This window comes from Alteromonas sp. KUL106, from assembly GCF_009811415.1.
Taxonomy (GTDB): domain Bacteria; phylum Pseudomonadota; class Gammaproteobacteria; order Enterobacterales; family Alteromonadaceae; genus Alteromonas.
This window is the reverse complement of sequence record NZ_BLIG01000025.1, coordinates 1-22373: the sequence shown is the minus strand read 5'-3', so window position 1 is coordinate 22373 and position 22373 is coordinate 1. Positions and strand designations below refer to the sequence as shown.

Sequence of the window (22373 nt, the reverse complement as noted above, 5' to 3'; positions counted from 1 at the left end):
CAGATAAAGATGGTATAATTTGCTTGAATTTCAAATTTACTCAGGAGTAGTCATGAAGATTGCCTTAATGATGGAAAATAGCCAAGCAGCGAAGAACCCAGTCATTCTAAAGGAATTGACGTCTGTCGCTGACTCGTTGGGACATAGTGTTCACAACGTAGGTATGGAAAGTGAAGCCGATCATCACTTAACTTATGTACACCTTGGCATTATGGCCGGCGTTATATTGAACTCCGGTGCTGTAGATTTTGTTATCGCTGGCTGCGGTACAGGGCAGGGCGCTATGATGTCGTTGAATGCGCAACCTGGTGTTTTCTGTGGCTATTGTATCGATCCTTCGGACGCCTTTTTGTTTAACCAAGTAAATAATGGTAATGCGTTAGCCCTTCCTTTTGCGAAAGGATTTGGTTGGGGTGCTGAACTCAATGCACGCTATATCTTCGAAAAAGCCTTCACTGGTGAACGCGGAGCTGGTTATCCGGTTGAAAGACGTGAACCGCAAGTTCGTAACGCAGGTATCCTGTCAGAGCTAAAAGCGGCATTAGCATGTGACGATTATGTTAACACCTTGAAGAAGATCGACCAAGAACTGGTAAAAGTTGCGGTATCCGGTGAACGCTTCCAAAAATGCTTGTTCGAGAATGCGAAAGACGAGTCTATCAAAGAATATATAAAAACGCTGATGGCCTAAGCTACGCGTAGACAGTGTAAGGCGATGACTGCATGTCTTACACTGTCGCCACTTTTTGACAATGTATAGCACAGTATTTGTTTACTTAATTCTTATCTAATAAGACCCTACAAGAAAATTTGTTACTTTCTTCGAGCCTAATTACCTCTCTAACAGCCAATAATGCTCATTCAAGCAATTATATTCCCCATGACGTCTAAAGTATAAATAATCATCCAGGTGTTAGCTAACATTCTGAAACGAGATCCAAAGTAACAAGTGTTTGAAAACCAATTCCCTTATCGCAATGCATAGATACGGTAAACGCTATCAAGCCTACTAGGACAAGGTCACCTCTACTTGAAAAAGTGAATGTAAAAAATCAAAACGCAATAAAGAAATGTTCAGTGCTGAAAAGGAAATATTAGAAACTGTAGGGTCAAAAATTGGACATAATCATTAGAGCTAAAAAAGGCGAACGCATTGCACGCTCGCCTATTAATGATGTAATTATTAGAATCTATAGTTAACTGCTACCTGGTAGATTCGGCCTGTATAAGTAAGGCGGCTGATAGCGCGCTCGTCTGTTCCTAAGAATTCCTCACCCACTTCATCAGTTAAGTTGAAAGCGCGTAAGAACAGTTTGGTTTTCTTATTAAGAGCATAAGAACCAACGAAGTCCAAACGACCAATTGCTTTTCTAGTACGAGCATTGGTACCCAAGAACGAGTTAGCTCCCCTTAGCGTTTGGTCATCTCGCCAGTTGTACGACAGTCGTAAACTAATTCCGTCATTTTCCCAATACGTTATTACGTTAAAAGATTCCGGTGAAACACGTGTAAGCTCAATTTCGCTCCCCTCTTGGTCTAGACTTGTATAGTTAAATACACCACCAAAGCCGTTCCAAGGGTAAGGCAAGAAATCTAGTTTCTGCTGAATTGCGACCTCATAGCCTTCTACTTTGATTGTGTCAGAAACATTGATAGGAGAATTTATGATAACTTCTCTCAGGTTCTCGTTACCATCATCGTCTATTATCGGAGTTGTCTGAATACAACCGAATTCGCGGCCGTTAGTTCCAGGAGTACGCTCAATATCACCCAATAATCTATCTACGATTGGGTTAGTACCTGGGTCTGGACAAAAACCGTCCTCTTGATCAAACAGGTTTGAGATTTCCTTTTTAAAATAACCAATCGAAATCGCGCTGCCTTCGCGGTTATACCACTCTAGTGAAACATCATAGTTAGTTGCTTCATATGGTCTAACTGTTGCTGTAGGAAGATCTAAGCGAACGGTTTGGTTGCCTCCTCTCAAGGCAGCTGTTGGACGTTGAGCCAGTAAGTTCGGGCGCACAATCCCTTCATAGTAAGCAGCACGAAGTAAGACATCATCGTGTAATTCAAATGTTATATTAGCCATAGGGAGCGTGTGCTGGTAGTCGTCTTCAAAAGTAACCGGCGCTGCTACACCGTTGCGACCTCGCTCGTCCACCTGAGTCTCGAAACCGTCAAAAGTATTATCTGTTTGAATATGACGAACGCCAATATTGCCGCGGTAAGGAATCGAGCCTAGCTCACCACCGAAATCTGACATTACATACATAGCTAAAATATCTTGATCGGCTCCAAAGTTAAAACCAAGATTGATAGGCAATCCAGTATTTCTATCTTGCTGGTCCCAGAATCCAGTTCTGTTGCGCATTAAGTCTGGATAAGGAGTTGTAAAACTTGTTGCCGTAGGTATGTTATTGACGTCTGTCTCAATACCATCCTGTAGCATCTGTATTGCTAGGGCATTGTCAATTGTCATCCAACCTGACGTATTGTCAAAGGTGCCCGGAATGTTGCCCCCGAAATAGTCATTCTGATCAGAAGATAAAATGTTTGATGTTAAGAACGCGCCAGAAATGTTGCTTGTATCAATACCAGCCACCCCTTGTCTTTGATCGATACTTTCAAGTGATTCTCGAGAGAATCTCCCGCCAAATTTAATCGACTCAAAATTGAGGGCATTACCAAGACCAAAATCAGTGAAACGTTCTGCGTTGAACTCAACACTGCTAACTTCACGAGCAAGATCTCTGACTCTGCCAGTGATCCTAAATGCAAGTCTGCGACCTTGATTCGCATCAGAAACGGAATTAATAGCCGATGCATTAAGGTTTGGAACTTGCCATACTAGGTCATTGTATACATATGGCTGGTCAAACTGTCCTCGTACCACAATGTTATCTAGGTTTCCGTTTCCAGAATTAATCGAGCCGTTAAATCCTGTTGGCACGCTCTCAACACCGTTTCTGCTGCCATCTGCATCTGTAAAATTAAAGCTGTCGCGCCAATCTTGGTCATGAAGGAAGGTAAAGCCAACATTTTGAAACTGATTACTCGCTTCTGAATGCGTAATTTTGCCATCAAAGGCCCAGTCTTCTGTGAAATAATCACCGTATAGAATAATGCCTTCTGTTTTTTCTCTGAAGGTTGTTTTACGGTTTTCGGTTTGCAACGAGCCGTTAGTGTAATCATAAGCGTTCACTGCATAAACTAATGGAGCGCCTTCTTCATCAGAGACTCTATCGTAGACGAATGGTGCGGCGTCCATATCAAGCGTTACACGCGCATCAAAGTTGTCTCTATCACGACGATTGGTATTGAAACCCGGGCTCATTGTTGTTGCTTCTTTAGTACCATCAGCTAAGTCACGCTCTGAGAAGAGCAAATGAGCTCCGAGTTTAAAGTTTTCATTTACGCGGTACTCAATGTTTCCAGAGAAAGAGATTCTGTCTCCGTCACTGTATTCACTAACGTTACGGCCTCGAGCGGGCGCTGTTAGCTGAGCGTTTTCTTCTAAGCCCCACTTTTCGCGATATTCAGCAATATTGGTAGCACGAACGTCGCCGTCAACTGTATCCACTGATGTGTAGTCGATAATGTCGAAGGTATCACGTCTAAAAGTTTGTCCTGAGCCAGCAAGTTTAAATGCTACACCTAGCTTATTGTCGATAAGGTGTTTAACACCAGAAATTCTAAAGTTAGGATCCACATTTTCTGTTAAATCTTCGTAACGACCACCTAAACTCACAGACGCCGTACCATCTTTCTTTGAAAGAGCCTGTTGTAGTTTTTGATCTACAATACCTGCGATACCACCCGCTTGAAGATCAGCAGTTGGACTTTTGACAACGGTTACGCCGTCGAAAATACTTGCTTCGAAGGCCGCAAATGGATTTGGTTCACCGACTGAATTAATGTTACTTGCGCCTGAGGGAGTTGCAAATGTCTGCCCCATGGCGGTCGTTTTTACGAAACCGCTACCTAACCCACGAAGACTGATAGTACTTTGTCTTCCTTCTTCATCTGAATTAAGTTGTACGCCTGGGATTGCTTGGAGTGCCTCACCAAAATCAAGCGCTGGAAGTGCATCAATATCTGTAGCAGAGATAGCATCAACGATAGATGCGGCATTACGTTTGGTGTTTAGTGCATTTTCTAGTGACGCTCTAACACCAGAAACTTCAATAACTTCAACGTCGTCGTCTTGTTGTTTATTATCTACTTTCTGCTGAGCGTTATTTACCGCGGTATTAACTTCCTGAGCAAGTAGTGTGGGAGAGCTAATGGTTAATAATAGTGCCGCCGTATTCCCTAACAGCTTTCTATTTATATTTGATCTTGTGTTTTGCATCGACCCATTCTCTTCGTTGTGTGATTTAAGTGTGTCTCTCTCGAAAACCTTGTTAAAGATTTGTGAAACCATAGTAACCACATGAAACAATCAAAACAAGTCATTTATCATCATTTTTTACAAAAAATTGACTATTCACCAGCTTGATATTGAATATTAATGAGTAAATTAATAAATTTTGCTTTTTATTTAAGATTTATTCAATGAAATATATTTACATAATATCCAATTTTATCAGGGCTTTAAGAACCATAAGAGTATAATGCATTACTCTAAAGTCTAATGCCGCAATAGTCATTAATAATCTTTTACGATCAAGTCATGCTCTATTTCCAATCAGTTAACAAACTGTTTCCCATCAGATTTGATGATTTATTGATGAGTAAAATGTAAAAAACTCATTCGATGGTCACTGCTATGTATGAGGTGAACGGATGGCTGTAATTTCACTAAATTGAATAGTGAGCAAATGGTGATGTGCTTGTCGAAATAAATAATCGAACTCTAGCAACTTATTTACAAATATTTTTTGTCTAAAACTATAAGGAAGCGCAGATCTTTTCGATGAGTCATAGCCCGGACTATCTCACCTTCGCCATTCCTGTTTTACCGGCTTGATATTGTTTAGCGTAGCGTATAGCCATCGCTTCGCTTTTCCAGTTGCCCGAAAGAACAATTTCTGCCATAGGTACATCTGCTTCTATAAGAGTAAGAACCCCACCGGTACGTGTACTGTGGCAGGTAAATCTTCCATCGGTGTCTATGGTCATGCCGATTGCCTCATACCTCTTTAATAGTGCTTGGTATTGCATAGGCTCTTTTTGGACAGTTTGCTTGGGCGAGAGTTTACGAAACACAAAACCTTCAGTAATTTGAGCTTTATCCAACCATCTTGTAAGCAGGTCTGCTGCCTCGTCAGAAAAATAACCATAATAACCTTCACCTGACTGGTCAGTTTTAGAACGTGGGGCAAAAATTGTCTTTGTCTGCCAGTCGATATGTTTAACTTCGATGCCAAGGATATTCGATGCACGGAATAGTGTATCTAGCGCGACGTTGACCAATACTGCATCGCGTAAACCCAATAGCGAGTTCACATCTAGTGCCTGAGTTGCTAGCCGAACATCGTTTAACTTCAATGGCTTTGCTTGTTTCTGCACTGCTGGTTTTTCTTTGAGCCTACCATTGATATAACGATTGAATAGCTTTGAGTGCTTCCATGGGTCGGGCAATTCACTTACGCCAATAAAAAAACGGACTGATGCTAGCTTTCGTTTAATGGTGTGATGCTTGAGTTCTGACGTCATAAGCTCATCGAAGAAAGCCTGGCATGCAATCTTTGTAATTTTCCAATCACTCGCTAGTGCCGGCAGTGCATGTGCACGGCAAAATTTGAGGTACTGATTGAAATCAGACTGATAGGCCTTTCGCGTATTCCACGACATAGTTTCCCACACCGAGTCTCTCAGTTCAGTTAGATTTTGAATCACCAGCGTTCGATGTTCTTCATCCAGCGAAAAGTCACTTTGCGCCAACGCGATTTCATTTTCCATAGTATTATTAGATATAATGTTAATTATCTATAATAATAGACTAACCTTACGGAAAGAACAATTTTATCGTTACATATAACGTTAAAATAAAATTACATTAGTAAAGTAATGATAGTCGTGATATACAATCGTTATATGTAACGATAAAAGGGTAGGGTAGTGATTAAAGATAAAATTTGGCATGAATATATGGAAAAGAATTTTGATAAATTCATTTCCTCATTGAGGAATAACGATTTTATTAGTGGCGAAAAAGAGATTATAAACGACAGTGAAGTTGATTTTTCAGAGCCTAAAATAACGTATGATTGTCTTAGAAAAATAATTACTCAAGAAGCCATTAAAAAGCTTCAAAATAGATTTAGAGCGCACAAACATAGAAAGAATAGAGGAATAAAAAACCTACAATTAAAATCGCACTCTCTTAAAATGCTTAATAAGTTTAAAGCGCAGGTGGGCGCGGAAACATTGGAGGAAGCGATAGATTTTTTACTGTCACCAGACTATCGCGACTATGAACACGATGTCGACCAGGCTAAGCAGCGATTGGGTGATGAAAAATTTGACAGCACAGAGTTGATGTTCGACAGCTTTATCAAAAGACTGAAAAACTACGACAGAGAGCGCTTATCGTTAATTATCGAACTGGCCTTCAATGAAGGCTGGAGAGCAGCAAAAAAGACAAAGAGACGCACCGGAGATCCTCAAAAAGAAGCACTCAACAAGTTCGATTTATATAATAGAGTCATAAACTTAATCTAGTAAGTGTAGCCATCTAGAATTGGACATCCCGAACACGCTGTTTCCTATCAGATGGCATGAATTATACTATATAAAGTATATTTTAAAATATACCAATTAAGGAATATTGAATAATATGCAATATACGGCATATTTACCAATACGCTTCTTATGGAATATTTTGAGTTAACGATGAGAATTAAGACCCCAAAAGACGTAGGTCACTACATAGCATCTACACGAAAGGCTCTAAAGTGGTCTCAAACAGACTTGGCCACTAAAATTGGTAAGGACCAGCGCTTTGTATCGAGATTAGAGAATGACCCCACCAGCGTGTCATTTGGTACTGTGTTGATGGTTCTAAACGTTCTCAATATCAATATCGATATGACAAGCCAAAACACTCATAAAACAGATGAGATAGTATCTGTAGCTGGTGGACAGCGTTTTCCCCCGAACGCCCCCAAAGACGGTAAAAGCCCATTAAGAAGAGTGGAATCAGGTAAGTTTATCAGTAAGCCAATAAGAACGCCGGTGGTTGTTAGTAAGAATAAAGCTAAGGAATAGTTATGGCTAAGAGGAGAAAAACTAACAATTTCTCAGTAGGCATTAATGGCCGGCATGTAGGTACATTCGAGCGCAATGGTGCCACACATGCATTTGCTTACGACGATGAGTGGCTATCCACAGAATACGCACACCCAATTAGCCTATCAATGTCGCTTACTAAAAAAGACACACCGGTGACTTGGTGCGCTATTACTTCGACAACTTACTGCCGGACGACAAAGAGATTCGTAAGTTAATTGTTGACCGTGTTGGCGCCTACTCTACAGACACAAAGGATTTGTTGAGTGAAATTGGACGTGATTGTGAGGGCTCTCTTTCTTTGACTCCGAAACCAGTCGATGGGATCGACGAATTAAAGCTTGAGGCGATGAGTCATGCCGATATCGAAGCGCACCTAAGGAATACGGTAAGACGTAAAACCCTGGGTATAGATGATGATGACGTATTCAGAATATCTCTTGCAGGCGCACAAGAGAAAACCGCTCTGACACTTCATGAAGATAAATGGCATCGACCTCTAGGTACCACTCCAACAACACATATATTCAAACTGCCAATGCATGATTTGGAAAACGGTCTAAAGCTAACAAACAGTGTAGATAATGAGTGGTTCTGCCTGAGATTTATGCGTTACTTGGGTTTCAACGTTGCTCAAGCGGATATACACACTTTCGGTGACCAAAAGGCGCTGGTGGTAGAGCGTTTTGATAGGCAACAAGGTGAGGACGGCCTTATATATCGACTGACTCAAGAAGACATGTGCCAAGCGCTTGGTAGGCCTGGCCAGTCAAAGTATGAAGTAAATGGGGGCCCGGGTGCGAGTGAGATAGCCAATCTACTTCGCTTTAGTACTGATAGCGAAAATGACATGTATCAGTTCTTTCTTGCGCAGTATGTATTCTGGCTGCTAATGGGAATTGATGGCCACGCTAAAAAATTCAGTGTTTACCTTGATAATACAGGCCATTGGCTCACGCCTCTTTATGACGTAATTTCTGCTTATCCATTTAAGAACCAATTCCGACGTAATGAGCTGAAAATGGCTATGAAGGTAATGTCTAAAAATAATCATTACATCTGGGCAGACATCCAAATGAGACACTGGGCGTCCCACGCAGGTAAAACTTTTTTAAATGAGAAGTTAACTATGGACTACATTGAAGCACTGAACGTAGATATTGAGGTTGCTTTGAGCAAAGCTTTTGAGGATGCCTCTTCTGATTTTTATCAGAATACTGGAAGTCAGATTGCCGAAGGTGTGTCGTCAAAATTGTATAAATAAATGGATGTACCCGAATCCACTTAATGCATTCCAAGTTTCGCTGTATTAAATACAAAAAGTTTCATTTTTATCAATTTATTTACGCACGATAATTATCACCCATACATACTAAAATGATGGCCAATATACCGCTTTCGGCATCCCGCTAAACTCCAGTAAAGGAAATTAAAATTTAAAAATCTAAATTTTGTGGTGACTCAATTTTTTATGAATTTTCCGTTACTTTTTTACCATTTCAAATATTTTTTTAATAAATGTATTCCTGAACTTCTAATCTTATTTAGGGCCTATATAAAATAGTTTATGCCGCAATTGGCAAACCGCATACCCTCGCGAAGGTACTGTACGTTTTTTGGACATAACTTCGAATTATCAGAACAGAAAAATGGATCGCGAAGATAGTTTGTGGAGAAAGCATAGCTGTTTGAAAATTTATCGTTATATCCCGTCAATGCCAGAGTAATGAACTTGGAAGACATGACGGATTCAAAATCCGTTACTTTTACTTACGAACAAACTGTAAGAACAAAAATGCCCTTACATCTATGCAAGGGCTTTAATAGTGTTGCCTCGAACGAAATTGTAACGCGCGATGCAGCCACAGGGACACGCGGATTTTCAATCCGCTTATTAGTTCAGGGCGTTACTTATAGATAACCTGATTTACTAGATTTTCTAGCTCTTCTTGCTTTCCTGACACAGGCTTAGGATCTAAAGATTTCATTTTCGCATGTTCAGCTAAAGACTCTAGCGACACATTCCCACCTAGAATTTCTCGTCCAAAAGCGGAGTTCCATTCTGCATAGCGGTGCTTAATATTGCTATCTAGCACGCCGTTGGAGATCAACTCATAAGCTTTCTTCAAACCAAGTGCACATGTGTCCATACCGCCAATATGACCTAAGAAAAGGTCTTCAGCATCGAGGCTTTGACGTCTTAATTTTGTATCGAAGTTAAATCCACCCGATGTGTAACCGCCGTTCTTCAGAATCTCGTAACAAATAAGCGTCATCTCTTCTACTGAATTTGGAAACTGATCAGTATCCCAGCCAAGCTGTGGGTCACCGCGATTTGCATCAATTGAGCCGAAAATCTCAAGTGCAAAAGCCGTAGCTACTTCATGGTGAAATGAATGCCCAGACAAAGTCGCATGATTCGCCTCAATATTTACAGCAAATTCTTTTTCTAGACCAAATTCTTTGAGGAAACCATAAACAGTTGCCGTGTCGTAGTCATATTGATGCTTGGTGGGCTCTTGAGGCTTCGGCTCAATCAGCAATAAGCCATCAAAACCGATTTTGTGCTTATGCTCAACAACCATATTCATAAAGCGTCCAAATTGTTGGCGTTCACGCTTTAAGTCAGTATTCAACAGGGTCTCATAGCCTTCGCGACCACCCCATAAGACGTAATTTGCGCCACCGAGGGCTTTGGTCGCATTCATAGCATGGTAAACTTGAGTAGCAGCCCGAGTGAAAATTTCTGGATTTGGGTTAGTTGCCGCGCCAGACATATAGCGAGGATGGCTAAATACGTTAGCGGTTCCCCACAAGAGTTTCATACCGGTTTCTTCTTGTTTACGTGCTAATACATCCGTCATTTCCCCAAAATTGCGAATGTAATCTTGAATAGTATCGCCTTCTGGTGCCACGTCAATATCGTGAAAACAATAAAAAGGCGCGCCCAACTTTTCGAAAAATGAAAAGGCCACATCAGCTTTTTGTTTTGCCCGCTCCATGGGATCCCCAGCTGCCAGCCAAGGTCGATTAAACGTGCCGCCACCGAATACATCTGCACCATCCCAACAGAAGTTATGCCAATAGCACACTGCAAAACGAAGATGCTCTTCCATTGTTTTGCCACCAATCACCTCTTGAGGGTTATAGTGCTTGAAAGAAAGTGGATTCGTTGACTCTGGTCCTTCGTATTTTATAGAAGGAATGCTTTCAAAATAATTACTCATAAGGTTTCCTTTGTAGTCCGCACTATATCGTTGCGTAACGGTCACTTTAAATTTCTAACGCTTACCCCTAACGTCACGAGAAAAATGTTTCTACGGCGTAGTAAAGTTCTCTAAACTTTTGTCGTTTGTTGAGGTATATATCATGGATCTGTTTGTTCGGAGTGTATGTCGCTTCAAGCTTGGGCTTAAAACAAATATCTGATACTTCTTTATCTGGGTTGGCTGCTAATTGTGCCAGCCTAGCAGCTCCAAGAGCCGGGCCAACGTCTCCGCCCTCTCGATATTCCAACTTATACCCGCTTATATCACTAAGCAGCTGACGCCAGAACGTACTGCGCGCGCCTCCTCCAATGAGGCTTATAGAATCTGCTGCAACGCCACTTTGATGCACCGCGTCAATGCCATCCGCAAGTGCCATGGACACCCCTTCTATTACAGCTCGCGCCATATCTACGCGTTCAGTTGATGCTGATATCCCGAAAAATAGGGCTTTAGCTAAAGGGTTGTTGTGAGGCGTTCTTTCACCCGTTAGATATGGAAGAAAAAGAGGCGTTTGCGTATCGTGATGGCTTGTATTTGCTTGTACATCATCAATCATGCTGCCGACATCAGTATATCCGCTTTGCTTTGCATACCATTCTAAGCAACTTGCAGCGCTGAGCATTACTGACATCATATGCCAACGATGAGGAATCGCATGGCAAAAGCTGTGAACGGCCTGAGCAGTATTTACCCTGAATCGATCTGTAACCGCAAAATATACTCCTGATGTACCAAGCGATAACATGGCGTGACCAGGCTCAAAAATTCCACAACCGATTGCTCCTGCAGCATTGTCTCCAGCACCACCGGCAATAATTACATTGTTCATTCCCCAGCGCGCCTGTAGCGTGTCTTTTAAGTGCCCTGAAGTACTGCTGCCCTCGTAAAGAGAAGGCATGTTGTCGACGCTCAAACCGCAGGCTTTTAATAGCTCTTCATCCCAACTACGAGACTCGGTATTAAGCCAAACAGTGCCTGCTGCATCGGACATATCAGATCCATACTCACCTGAAAGTTGATACCTCAAAAAGTCTTTTGGCAGGAGAACTTTATGTATGCTGGCAAACACCTCTGGCTCATTTTTTTTCACCCAAAGAAGTTTAGGTGCAGTAAATCCCGCCATTATAAGATTGCCTGTACGAATAGACGAATCAGGAACTAAGCTAGTTATCTCCTCACACTCATCGCCACTGCGACCATCGTTCCACAATATAGCTGGTCTTAAAACGCTACCCTCGCTATCCAGAAGTGTTGCGCCATGCATTTGACCGCTTAGGCCTATCGCTTTGACAGAACATAAGTTGTTTTTACTACTTAGCTCATCAAGACAATCACAGGTTGCTTGCCACCAATCATTAGGATCCTGCTCTGACCATCGGGGGTGAGGCATAGATATGCCAAGCGGGCGGCTTACTGACTGAACGACCGCTCCGGCTTCATTGGTTAACACCGTTTTCACACCAGAGGTGCCTAGATCTATTCCTATGTACATCGACCTATCTCTTTAATATCAATGTTGATGTACAGATGTTGATTACTAAAAGCGTTTATATCAATTATGAAATTTTGTAATCGTTTTGTTAATTACAACATCCTGGTTTAGTATCACTAAACTAATAATCATAATAATCGTTACGTAATTTGTTTATACGTAGGAAGCCAATATGTTCGAGAAAGCGCACAGTATTACGCTACTTCTGAATGCGAGTAAGATATTCGACAGGCAAATTATCGAAGGAATTGGGCAGTACCTGCAGACATCAGATGCCGACTGGGATTTATATTTAGAAGAGGATTTCTTAACTCGATTAGAACATTTCGATGAATGGCGCGGTGACGGTGTCATTGCTGACTTCGACAACCCAGCAATTGAGCGCGCATTATCTAATGCGTCTGTTCCAGTAGTTGGTGTCGGCGGATCTTATCAGGAAAAAGAAAAGTATCCCGACGTGCCTTATGTCGCTACTGATAACTTTGCGCTCGTAAAAGCCGCATTTGAACACCTACGCCAAAAAGGTATTGAACGGTTCGCATTTTATGGTAGTCCCATCAGTCAAGAACAGCGGTGGGCACAAGAACGCGAACAAGCAATGCTCGCTCTTACCAAGCAGCATGGCTACGAATGTTATGTTTATCGTGGGCATGCTGTTAGAGCAGAGACTTGGCAGTACTCTCAAAAAAGGCTTACCGATTGGCTTAAAAGTTTACCCACGCCTACGGGTATTGTAGCCGTTACAGATTCTCGGGCTAGGCATCTACTTCAAGCATGCGACCACTTAGGCCTCCTAATTCCAGAGCGATTTGCTGTTATCGGAATTGACGACGATGAGCTGACACGATTTTTGAGCCGAGTTAGTTTGTCCTCAGTCAGACAGGGTTGTCTCGAAATGGGTTTCCAAGCGGCCAAACTTCTTCATAGGCAACTAAAAGGCCATACACCAAAGAGGTCTCAGCTACTGATTCCGCCTGTAACCGTAGCAGAAAGACAGTCAACGGACTTCAAGGCAATAAAAGACCCTCTCGTAATGCAAGCAGCCCACTTTATAAGAATGAATGCTTGTAAAGGGATAAAGGTTGACCAAGTGCTTGACCACATCGGCATTTCAAGATCGAACTTAGAAACCCGCTTCAAAGAAGAACGAGGCCATAGCATTCACACAGAAATACACAACGAAAAGTTGAACAGAGCCTGCAGAATGTTAAAGGAAACTGACGCGCACAGTAGCGAAATCGCAAAACGCTGTGGCTATCCCTCTGTTCAATACATGTATGCGCTTTTTCGAAAGCACTTTGACCAAACGCCCGTTGAATACCGTCAAGCAGCGCAACCTGATTACTTTGAAAATGAATCAGAGGGCTCGGTCGTCAACATCTCCTAGTTTTAGAACAAGAACAATAGAGCGAAATAATATGGACACAACGTTAACCAATAATATTCCTAGTGACTCAACAAACACTGGATTTATTCTCTTTATCACTATTGTAGCAACGATAGGAGGTTTCCTTTTTGGCTTTGACAGTGGCGTGATAAATGGCACTGTAGATGGCTTGCAGACCGCTTTTAATTCTCAAAGTGTAGGTACCGGTTTTAATGTATCCAGCATGCTATTAGGTTGCGCAATCGGTGCTTTTTTTGCAGGACGGTTAGCGGACCAATACGGCCGGAAATCCCTACTTCTTGTCGCTGCAGTTTTCTTTGTAGTCAGTGCTTGGGGTTCAGGTATCGCAACAAGCAGTGTCGAGTTCGTTATTTATCGAGTTATCGGTGGTCTCGCCGTGGGTGCTGCTTCTGTCATGGCCCCCGCTTACATAGCAGAGGTATCTCCAGCTAAATATAGAGGCATGCTGGCATCTATACAGCAAATAGCTATTATCGGAGGGCTTTTTACTGCGTTTCTGAGTAATTATTTTCTTGCAGATATTGCTTCAGGTTCAACACAAAAACTTTGGCTTGAATTTGAAGCCTGGCGTTGGATGTTCTGGATGGAGTTAGTACCGGCATCGCTCTTTTTCATAATGCTATTATTTATTCCCGAAAGCCCTCGCTTTCTCGTAGTTAAGCAGAAAAATGGCAAGGCTAGCACGGTCCTGGCTAAGCTTTACGGCGAAAAAGCTCAAAGTAAACTTTCAGAAATAGAGGCGACTTTGTCTAACGACCATAAACCTCAATTGAAAGATTTAATTCATCCAAGCTCAGGAAAACTCAAGCCTATAGTGTGGGTGGGTATCGGGTTAGCTGCCCTCCAACAGCTTGTAGGTATAAACGTTGTGTTTTACTACGGTGCTGTACTATGGCAAGCGGTAGGCTTTTCTGAGTCGGATGCATTACTGATAAATGTTTTAAGTGGCGCAATAAGTATAGCAGCATGCTTAGTCGCCCTGGCCGTTATTGACAAAATTGGGCGTAAACCTTTGTTAAAGTGGGGATCTATTGGCATGACAGCTACGCTCGCCGTCGTCACTATTGCCTTCCTAAATGCTGAACAGAGCGTTGATGGAAAGTTATCTCTTAACGAGTGGGGCCCAATAGCTTTGATAGCCGCAAACCTATATGTTTTCTGTTTCAACTTTTCATGGGGACCTGTGATGTGGGTAATGTTAGGAGAAATGTTCCCGAATCAGATAAGAGGTTCAGGTCTTGCTGTAAGTGGCTTAGTCCAATGGTCTACCAACTTTCTTATCACCTGGTCGTTCCCTATGCTATTAGCCGGTATAGGACTTGCGGGCGCTTACGGTCTATATGCTATTTTCTCAATGCTGTCGATTATATTTGTTGTTCGTTATGTATACGAGACAAAGGGCGTAGAACTCGAAGATATGCAGGGTTAATTCTTTGCCTCCAAGAATCGTAACTCTGTTACTAGTTAAATAGGTGTCTTTACGAAATTTTACTGGCACCTATTTCATTCTTTTTTTTCAATTATATTTCTGGCTGGAATAAAGAGTTTTTAGCGTGCTGGTCTGAAATAATCGGCTGAATCAAAGCCCTTTCGCCTTAAAGACGACGCCTGATTTTAACAAAACAATTTAATTACAAATGTTGGGTATCAGTTTAGGAAAAAGCTACCTATTTATCATGAGCCTTTAGAATCGTATAGAAAGAACAAAATCACATGTTAAGACACTTCAACTTAGTACTCCTATTACTCTCGTTAGTTGCTTGTTCCTTTAATGAACCAACCAACAGTGTTATTGAATCACTACCCGCTGAGCACCTTCAGCCTAGTAACTTACTAGTAGAGGATAATATCAATCCGCTAAACGTTCACAAAGAAGCTCCAAGGTTGTCTTGGTATTCTAACGTTGAAACCCAGTATGCTTATCAAATTCAAGTAGCTTCTAGTCTAAATCAGTTAGTTTCTGGCTTAGCAGATCTATGGGATAGTGGAAAGGTCATATCCAGTGTATCCGTTAATGTTCCGTATCAGGGCTCAACTCTAAAGGCAAATAAAACAGCCTTTTGGAGAGTTAGAGTTTGGTCAAAAGACGCCGAGCAGCCTAGCGAATGGAGCAACTCCTCATACTGGGAAATGGGCTTGCTTAATAAATCCGACTGGCAGGCAAAATGGTTGCAAGTTAAAGAACGCGAAATAGCGCAGATAACGGAAGACAGACTGGACTGGATAAAATATGCAGCCAATGTTCACCCGGACATTACTGAAAAATTAACAGAGAACGACCTACAAAAACAGTTAGGTGTTGTTGAACAATTGAAGCTACAGCCAACTGCCAGCCTATTCCGTCACTCTTTCACAACAGAAAGCGGCAAAAAACTTACGCGAGCAAAACTCCACAGTACAGCTGGTGGATACTATGAAATATTCTTAAACGGACAGAAGGTCGATGATCGACTTGCTGACCCGGGCCAAACTGATTTTGATAAGCGCATTCTTTACAACACTGATGAAGTTAGCAGCTTACTTTTAAATGGTGAGAACACTATCGCTGTTCATCTTGGAAGCGGCTGGTATGACGAGAACATTGCCTTTAGCAAATGGTCTAACCCAGACGCAGCTAAGAATGAGAGAAATCAGAAAACTTTATCCTATGGACAGCCGAAATTTATAGCGCAATTAGAACTCATTTATGAAGATGGAAACCGTCAGATTATTACATCCAATGAAAATTGGATATCACATCCCTCGCCTATTTTAAAAGAAGGACTTTTTTCTGGAGAGCTTTACGACCAAAACGAAGCAGTTGAAGGATGGAACGTAAATACATCTGCAAATAATCTAGTTAACTGGCAACCGGTTGAAGCCTTGGATGAATGGCCTACTGAATCATTGGAACCGCAGCTTCTACCGCCAATAAGAGCAGTAAAAAAATTAGAACCTATTAAGCTTTATCAACCGCGAAAGAATGTATGGGTTTTCGACTTCGGACAAAACTTCACTGGTATACCAACATTGAACCTAGAAGCCCTAAATTTAAAGTCTGGGCAAGCTGTCCATATGCGCTACGGAGAGTGGGCAGACATTGACGGTAATTTGAGCCAAAAATCAGGTGGCGGAGCCCCGCTCTTAAAACAAGTTGATACCTATATAGCATCAGGAGAAGACGCGCAGTTTTGGAGTCCAATTTTTACTTGGCATGGATTCCGTTACTTGGAATTAACAGGCATAGACTTCGAGCCAGATTTTAACGCCGTACACGGACACCTAGTTCGAAGCGACGTTGAAATTGCTGGGCAATTTAAAAGTTCGAGCAACTTACTAAACAAAATTCATGACATGGCGCTGTGGAGTTACGAAGGAAATTTAATGGCGCTACCGATGGACTGCCCAATAAGAGAGCGAGCTGGGTGGACAGGCGATGCGCACGCAGCGCTTATCACTGGCAACTACAATTACGATATGCAAAACCTCTGGGAAAAATACTTAGGTGACTTCGAGACATCGAGTCACATCGCACCGGCAGTCGTACCTGGTAAACGTTCACATGGCGAAAAGTATGATTGGGCCGTAGCTGAAGTCATTATTGCTTGGGAGCATTACCGCCATCATGGTGATATCCAAGTAATCGCCGAGCAGTACGAAAGTATGGTGGAATACATGGACGCTGCGGAGACACAACTCACCAATAACCTTCTGCGCGATGGCTATGGTGACTGGTGTGACCCAGTTCGAGTACCCGGGATGACGCGCAAGCGCTGTAATCCTGAATATACTCTACCAACGATGACGACATCTGGCTTTTTAGCACATGGCGCCGAACTAATGGCTAAAATGTCTACGCTTCTGAATAAACCAGAAAAAGCTAAACACTATAGTGCTTTATTCGAAAGGATCGCCACGCAATATCACAAAGAATTTTACAACGCAGAAACCGGGCATTATGGAAGCCAAACCGCTGATGCCATGGCACTTAGATTCGGTATTACCCCTATACACTTAAGGCCTTCTGTTGCCGAAGCACTGAATAAAGATGTCGTGGAAAATTGGAATGGTCACGGCTCTATTGGCGCATTGGGTCAAACTTATGTATATCGCGCACTGAGCGATTACGGTTACGGAGATACTGCTTTTGGTATATTTACGGCTCAAGGCTATCCAGGTTACCAGTGGCAATTCGATAATCTAAAAGCAACAACCCTATGGGAGCGTAAAGGCGTATGGGATCCAACTAAAGACCCTGAAGGTAGAAACCCGCCGGGCCGCTCATTAAACCACCCTTTTCACAGTGGGTATGACGGTTGGTTTTACGAGGGTTTAGGCGGTATTCGACCTCTCGGCGACAATCCAGGTTACCAGCATTTTGAGCTGTCGCCCGTATTCCCCAAAAATCTAGAATGGGTTGAAGTGAGTTATAAGACTGGCTATGGGAAAATAGTGAGTAATTGGCAACGCCTTGGCAATAATATCCATTGGCAATTCGAGGTGCCTAACAATTCCTCAGCCATGGTTTCGTTGCAGGGTAAACCAAGCCGTATATATGAAGCCGGGCAATATTCAATAACGATTGAACAGTAGAATATAATGATATGTTAAATAGCGCCGTTGTTCTTAACGGCGCTTTTTTTAGTTAGAGAAAAAGAATAATTTTGGCCTAAGTCGTAAGGCCGCCAAGTACGTATGGCGGAAGTTGGCCCATTCAAAATTTAATGGCACCTATGAGACGTGAAGCGGACATTCGCTGACAAATGCAATGCAGATTTATTTAGATGGAAAGCGGTTGCTCAAAGCTACTTATAGCAACCGCTTTAGTGACATTTTAGTTCCTTCTATCTAATGGACTTATTGTGCCCGAGGAATGCTGGCCAATGACATGCGTATAGATTTGCGTGGTTCGCAGGTCATTGTGTCCCAGCAACTCTTGAACCGTTCTTATGTCAGCCCCAGAGAGAAGAAGTTGCGTTGCAAAGGAATGCCTAAACGTGTGTGCGGTAACATGCTTTCTTACTCCAGCTTTCTTAACCGCTGCTCGTAAGGCTTTGGTTAACGATGTCCAGTGCAAATGATGACGACAGTAGTAACCATCTACTGGATGTTGACACCGAGTAGCCGATGGAAAAAGATACTGCCATTTCAACTCTTTAATCGCATACGGATATTTTCTAGCTAACCCTGTTGGGAGGCTGGTTTCACCGGCACCTTCAGCAAGGTCTCTTTGATGGATAACCGCTACTGCATTGATTTGCTTTTTGAGTTCCTCATGAAGGTTGTTGGGCAACATTGTTACGCGGTCTTTGCCTCCTTTACCGCGAAAAACAAAAACACTTTTTCCCTCAAAGTCGATATCTTTAACACGTAGTTTGAGCAGTTCTGCTTTTCGCAAACCGCATCCATATAGCAACGAGAAAGCTAGCTGATACTTCTCACTCATGTGACTGATGATAGAAAGTGTTTCCTCATGGCTAAGTACTGTTGGTATGCGTTTGGGAGCGCGGGCCCTAACCGTGTCTGGCAACAAGGTTAGTTCACGTTCGAACACATGTTTGTACATAAAGACAATTGCACACAGAGCGAGATTTTGGGTGGATGAGGTTACATGCCGCTTAACAGCCAAGTATGTTAGGAAGTCTGTCACTTCCTGCTCACCTAGTTCTTCGGGGTGACGTTTTTGATTAAAAATAATAAAACGCTTTATCCATAGTATGTAGGTTTTTTCGGTCTGAATTGAGTAATGCTTAGTCCGCAAAATAGCACGAATTTTTTCTATGAAAGGGCTTTGACCCATAACAATCCTCCAATAAATGATGTTGTGTAATTACTGAGAAGTCTCAGTAACACGCATCATAAAATTGGATAAATGGAGTTGTAGCCCAGTATATACAGAAGCATTGGTCAGTTTATCTTATGATATTAATAAGAGTTCTTAGTAACCACACAAGAAATTTCCTCAAAATACGCTGTAAGCCCCGGCTCTAGCGACAATAGAGTACAGTTTAACTTTGGATTTAATGAGAAGTCTTAGTAATCAGCAAATTTAAGCATATAAAACTGATAACTTATTGATAATGAAATATTAGCTTACAAAATGTGCCCGTTATTAAAGAGAATTCTTAGTAATATGCACCAAAAGTATTTAACTTTATCGTTATCAATCTTGTAAGAGCATGATATCCAGAACATTTGTGGAGTTTTGTTGCATGAAACCTACTGCGTGTTACAGTGAAGTCTCTATAATAAGATGTTATACACCACCCATTTTTTAGTAAAAAGTAAGTCAAAGTTCAGCGCTTTTTTACAACAGCTTTGGGGGTTCGTTTTAGTTTTTGGTTAGCACCGAAGGTAACTTGGAAATCTTGCTTTTCAACTCAAGCCGCCCTTCTCTCTGGCTTCTAGCAAAAGCTTAAATCACTAGTTGTTTTATTCGGTACTTTTACCCTATTTTCTTCAACATGCTGGCAGTTAACATACGGTTTGTGTATAACAAAAAAATTAAGTCGTGGGCTAAAGCCCACTGGGACGCTAACACGCAGGGCCGCTTCGCTATTATGCCCTACGCGTTATCGCCCCTTATTTAAAAGTTAGCAGCCTTTGGAAAGAATCATGGATGTAATAGATATAAAAACATTTGTTCCAAGTAAGGATTATGAAATCTCAAAGTCTTTTTACTCGGAAATTGGGTTCAAATCAGAATACGTAACCGATGACCTCACCCTTTTTGAAAACGGAGATTGTCTTTTCTTTTTGCAGCGCTTCTACAATGAAGATTTAGCCAAGAATTTCATGTTGCAAATATGCGTTTCAGACATCTACGATGCACATAAGTTATGCTCTAAGTCGGAACATAAAACCAAGATTACGCCAATTCAACAGGAGTCTTGGGGTAAGGTTTTTTATTTATGGGGGCCAGTTGGTGAACTGTTGCACATTACGCAGTTGGGCAGCTAACAAGGCGCTTAACACGTTCCCTACGGTCACTGGGACACAAACGCAGCGGTGCTTCGCATTTTACCGCTGCATTTGTGCCCGTTAGCTTAGCGTTATGCGTATCGGAGAATAAAAAATCAGCTCATTTTTCAAATCTCAATTTTTTGACCGTTTTTGGAAAAATTCATTTTTTATCCTGTTTACACTAATTCTATTGGTGGTAATAAAGGTCACATTCGGGGGGAGTTGGGAATTAGTAACACCATCAACTATTCTTAATGCATCGTTATTATTAGTTTTGTTTTCAGTTGGCATTGGACTACTGATAGCTATTTGGGAAAAATGTAATGGTTACTCAAAAACGTAATAAATTTAGTGGCTGCACCATTTAACTAAAAGGTGGTTTGGTGTTTTTACGCATAACACATATGAGCCTCCGGGCTGTCAATGAAAAAAGATAGCCCTTTGACCACTATTTCAAGATCAATACCGTTGCCTTTTTAGAACTCGTTTACTTCGTCTGTCATGGCTGATGTTAGGCAAATTGCCTACGTCAAACACATATAGAGGCTCTTGTTGTTGCGCTTTTCAATTCCTTTTGACTGGCAACGGCACTAGACATTCATCGGTTAACCTTCCTCTGTCCTATTCAAAGCTAAGTGGCTGCATTGACCAGTTAGTATCAGGTTCAGTGAAGGTGTAAGCAAATTCGTAAAAAGGTAGAAATGCGCAACGGTGACACGTCTAATCAAACCAACAGGTTTTGGCATTTCGGTATATTTATCTAAGCTGCTTTTGCAGACTATTGCGCGATAAAAGAGATACTCACCATTAAACCAGTTAGACGTTTAAGCTCATGCCACTGTGCGACTTACCCGTTTAAAAAGCGTTCTTCATCGAATACCTGCTGGTTCTTCAACATAAAATAAGTACATCGCCCAATTTTGTGAGCGAGTGCAGATAAAGCCTTCGCCTTGCTCATTCGCTTTTGAAGCTTGGCTAGATACCGTTTCGCGTTGTCATTACCTTTAAGGTACAACACCGCTGCTTCACTATATGCCCATTTTAAATGAGCATTACCAATCTTATTTCCCTGCGTACCGTATGTTTTTCCGGCCGACTCAGCTTTGCATTTGACTAACCGTGAATACGAGGCAAACTTCTGAACTGATGGAAACCGTTTAATATCGCCAACTTCGTATAAAATGGTGAGGGCTAGAATTTTCCCGATACCTGGAAACGACTTTAGAATATGTAAATCTGTAGCGCAGTGTGTTTGTGCCTGAGTCTTTACATAATGTTCAATCTTGTAGAGCTCACTCACCATGGTTTCGATAATGTTTAGGTTTAAATCCATGCTTTTCTGTACTGCTTCGTCTGGAAAAAAGTGGCGCATCTTTTCTCTATCAGGTGAGTTTCTTAAATCTAAACGCGTTTCTAATGCGGGTAAGTTGTATTGACTGACCGTGCTGGCAACGTGCGCTTTCAGCTGTGCACTCATCCTCATTATATGGGTGCGCCGACGCAGCGCATCACGAATTGAGCGATGCTCCTTTGAATACGCATGCGCGAGCGGGAAGTTTCCTCCACGGATCAACTTCGCTATTTTTAGCGCGTCGATTTTATCATTCTTCGTTTTACCGGCGTGGATGGCTTTCATGTAAAGCGCATGGCCAAGAATGAAATCAATATTGTGCTCTTCACAAAAGTCAGACACCCAATACCAACAGTGCATACATTCCACACCAACAACGATATTGCCCAGATATGGTTTTAGAAGCGCTAACAGTTTATCGGGTGAATCATCGATTTTTTCGTGAACGAGAATGTTGTTTTCATTATCAATGATGCAGACATAAAGCAGTCTTGTATGAAGATCGATTCCACAATAGTACGGATGTGTATTAGTATAAAAGTTCATTGAGTTTTCTCCCTTGGTTTGGTCGCCTATCAGGATAAACTCAGTTTATGCTGATAGGGAGGAGGCTCAATGATTATCAAACCACTCAAGGCTCTCGCTTCGCTCGCTGGAGACGCATACACGCGGGGC

General features: G+C 41.9%; 14 protein-coding genes and 1 pseudogene. 9 read left to right on the top strand and 6 right to left on the bottom strand.

The window, feature by feature from the left end:
- The first annotated feature begins 52 nt into the window (after positions 1 to 52).
- Positions 53 to 691 carry an RpiB/LacA/LacB family sugar-phosphate isomerase gene (locus GVO63_RS09245; RefSeq protein ID WP_159579321.1) on the top strand — a complete coding sequence of 213 codons (639 nt, stop codon included), beginning with the start codon at positions 53 to 55 and terminating at the stop codon, positions 689 to 691.
- Between the two features lie 492 nt (positions 692 to 1183).
- Here the strand turns inward: GVO63_RS09245 and GVO63_RS09240 are convergent, their stop codons facing one another.
- The gene (locus GVO63_RS09240; RefSeq protein WP_159579319.1) at positions 1184 to 4354 is read right to left on the bottom strand and encodes a TonB-dependent receptor; all 3171 of its coding nucleotides are present in this window, start codon (positions 4352 to 4354) and stop codon (positions 1184 to 1186) included.
- 581 nt (positions 4355 to 4935) lie between these two features.
- Entirely contained in the window at positions 4936 to 5907 is a 972-nt protein-coding gene (locus GVO63_RS09235; protein WP_159579317.1) for a tyrosine-type recombinase/integrase, read from the bottom strand.
- A gap of 159 nt (positions 5908 to 6066) precedes the next feature.
- Between GVO63_RS09235 and GVO63_RS09230 the strand changes: the two genes are divergently transcribed.
- The 4 genes and pseudogenes from GVO63_RS09230 to GVO63_RS09215 all read left to right on the top strand — a co-directional run bounded on the left by GVO63_RS09230 (position 6067) and on the right by GVO63_RS09215 (position 8500).
- Positions 6067 to 6669 (top strand): hypothetical protein, encoded by a 603-nt coding sequence (locus tag GVO63_RS09230; RefSeq protein ID WP_159579315.1) that lies wholly within the window; start codon positions 6067 to 6069, stop codon positions 6667 to 6669.
- Between the two features lie 171 nt (positions 6670 to 6840).
- On the top strand, positions 6841 to 7215 hold the full coding sequence (locus GVO63_RS09225; protein ID WP_159579313.1) for a helix-turn-helix domain-containing protein: 375 nt from the start codon (positions 6841 to 6843) through the stop codon (positions 7213 to 7215).
- A gap of 2 nt (positions 7216 to 7217) precedes the next feature.
- A pseudogene (locus tag GVO63_RS09220) lies at positions 7218 to 7480 on the top strand (HipA N-terminal domain-containing protein); the annotation flags it as partial.
- Between the two features lie 105 nt (positions 7481 to 7585).
- Positions 7586 to 8500: a HipA domain-containing protein gene (locus tag GVO63_RS09215; RefSeq protein WP_236552113.1), complete on the top strand. Its 915-nt coding sequence runs from the start codon at positions 7586 to 7588 to the stop codon at positions 8498 to 8500.
- Positions 8501 to 9143: 643 nt separating this feature from the next.
- Here GVO63_RS09215 and xylA read toward each other — a convergent pair.
- Positions 9144 to 10463: a xylose isomerase gene (xylA, locus tag GVO63_RS09210; RefSeq protein WP_159495408.1), complete on the bottom strand. Its 1320-nt coding sequence runs from the start codon at positions 10461 to 10463 to the stop codon at positions 9144 to 9146.
- Positions 10464 to 10536: 73 nt separating this feature from the next.
- Positions 10537 to 11997: a xylulokinase gene (gene xylB, locus GVO63_RS09205; RefSeq protein ID WP_159579307.1), complete on the bottom strand. Its 1461-nt coding sequence runs from the start codon at positions 11995 to 11997 to the stop codon at positions 10537 to 10539.
- Between the two features lie 172 nt (positions 11998 to 12169).
- Between xylB and GVO63_RS09200 the strand changes: the two genes are divergently transcribed.
- The 3 genes from GVO63_RS09200 (at position 12170) to GVO63_RS09190 (ending at position 17977) form a co-directional block, all read left to right on the top strand.
- Positions 12170 to 13384, top strand: coding sequence for a DNA-binding transcriptional regulator (locus GVO63_RS09200; protein ID WP_159495405.1), 1215 nt, complete (start codon positions 12170 to 12172; stop codon positions 13382 to 13384).
- Positions 13385 to 13415: 31 nt separating this feature from the next.
- On the top strand, positions 13416 to 14834 hold the full coding sequence (locus GVO63_RS09195; RefSeq protein WP_201281895.1) for a sugar porter family MFS transporter: 1419 nt from the start codon (positions 13416 to 13418) through the stop codon (positions 14832 to 14834).
- A 284-nt stretch (positions 14835 to 15118) separates the two neighbouring features.
- A complete protein-coding gene (locus tag GVO63_RS09190; protein WP_159579305.1) occupies positions 15119 to 17977 on the top strand; it encodes an alpha-L-rhamnosidase in 2859 nt (952 codons plus the stop codon).
- A 241-nt stretch (positions 17978 to 18218) separates the two neighbouring features.
- Here GVO63_RS09190 and GVO63_RS09185 read toward each other — a convergent pair whose 3' ends face one another.
- Entirely contained in the window at positions 18219 to 19184 is a 966-nt protein-coding gene (locus tag GVO63_RS09185) for an integron integrase (protein ID WP_159495403.1), read from the bottom strand.
- An 815-nt stretch (positions 19185 to 19999) separates the two neighbouring features.
- Here GVO63_RS09185 and GVO63_RS09180 point away from each other — a divergent pair.
- Entirely contained in the window at positions 20000 to 20344 is a 345-nt protein-coding gene (locus GVO63_RS09180; RefSeq protein WP_159579303.1) for a lactoylglutathione lyase, read from the top strand.
- Between the two features lie 850 nt (positions 20345 to 21194).
- Here GVO63_RS09180 and GVO63_RS09175 read toward each other — a convergent pair.
- Entirely contained in the window at positions 21195 to 22244 is a 1050-nt protein-coding gene (locus GVO63_RS09175) for an IS110 family transposase (protein WP_159579301.1), read from the bottom strand.
- Positions 22245 to 22373: the final 129 nt, after the last annotated feature.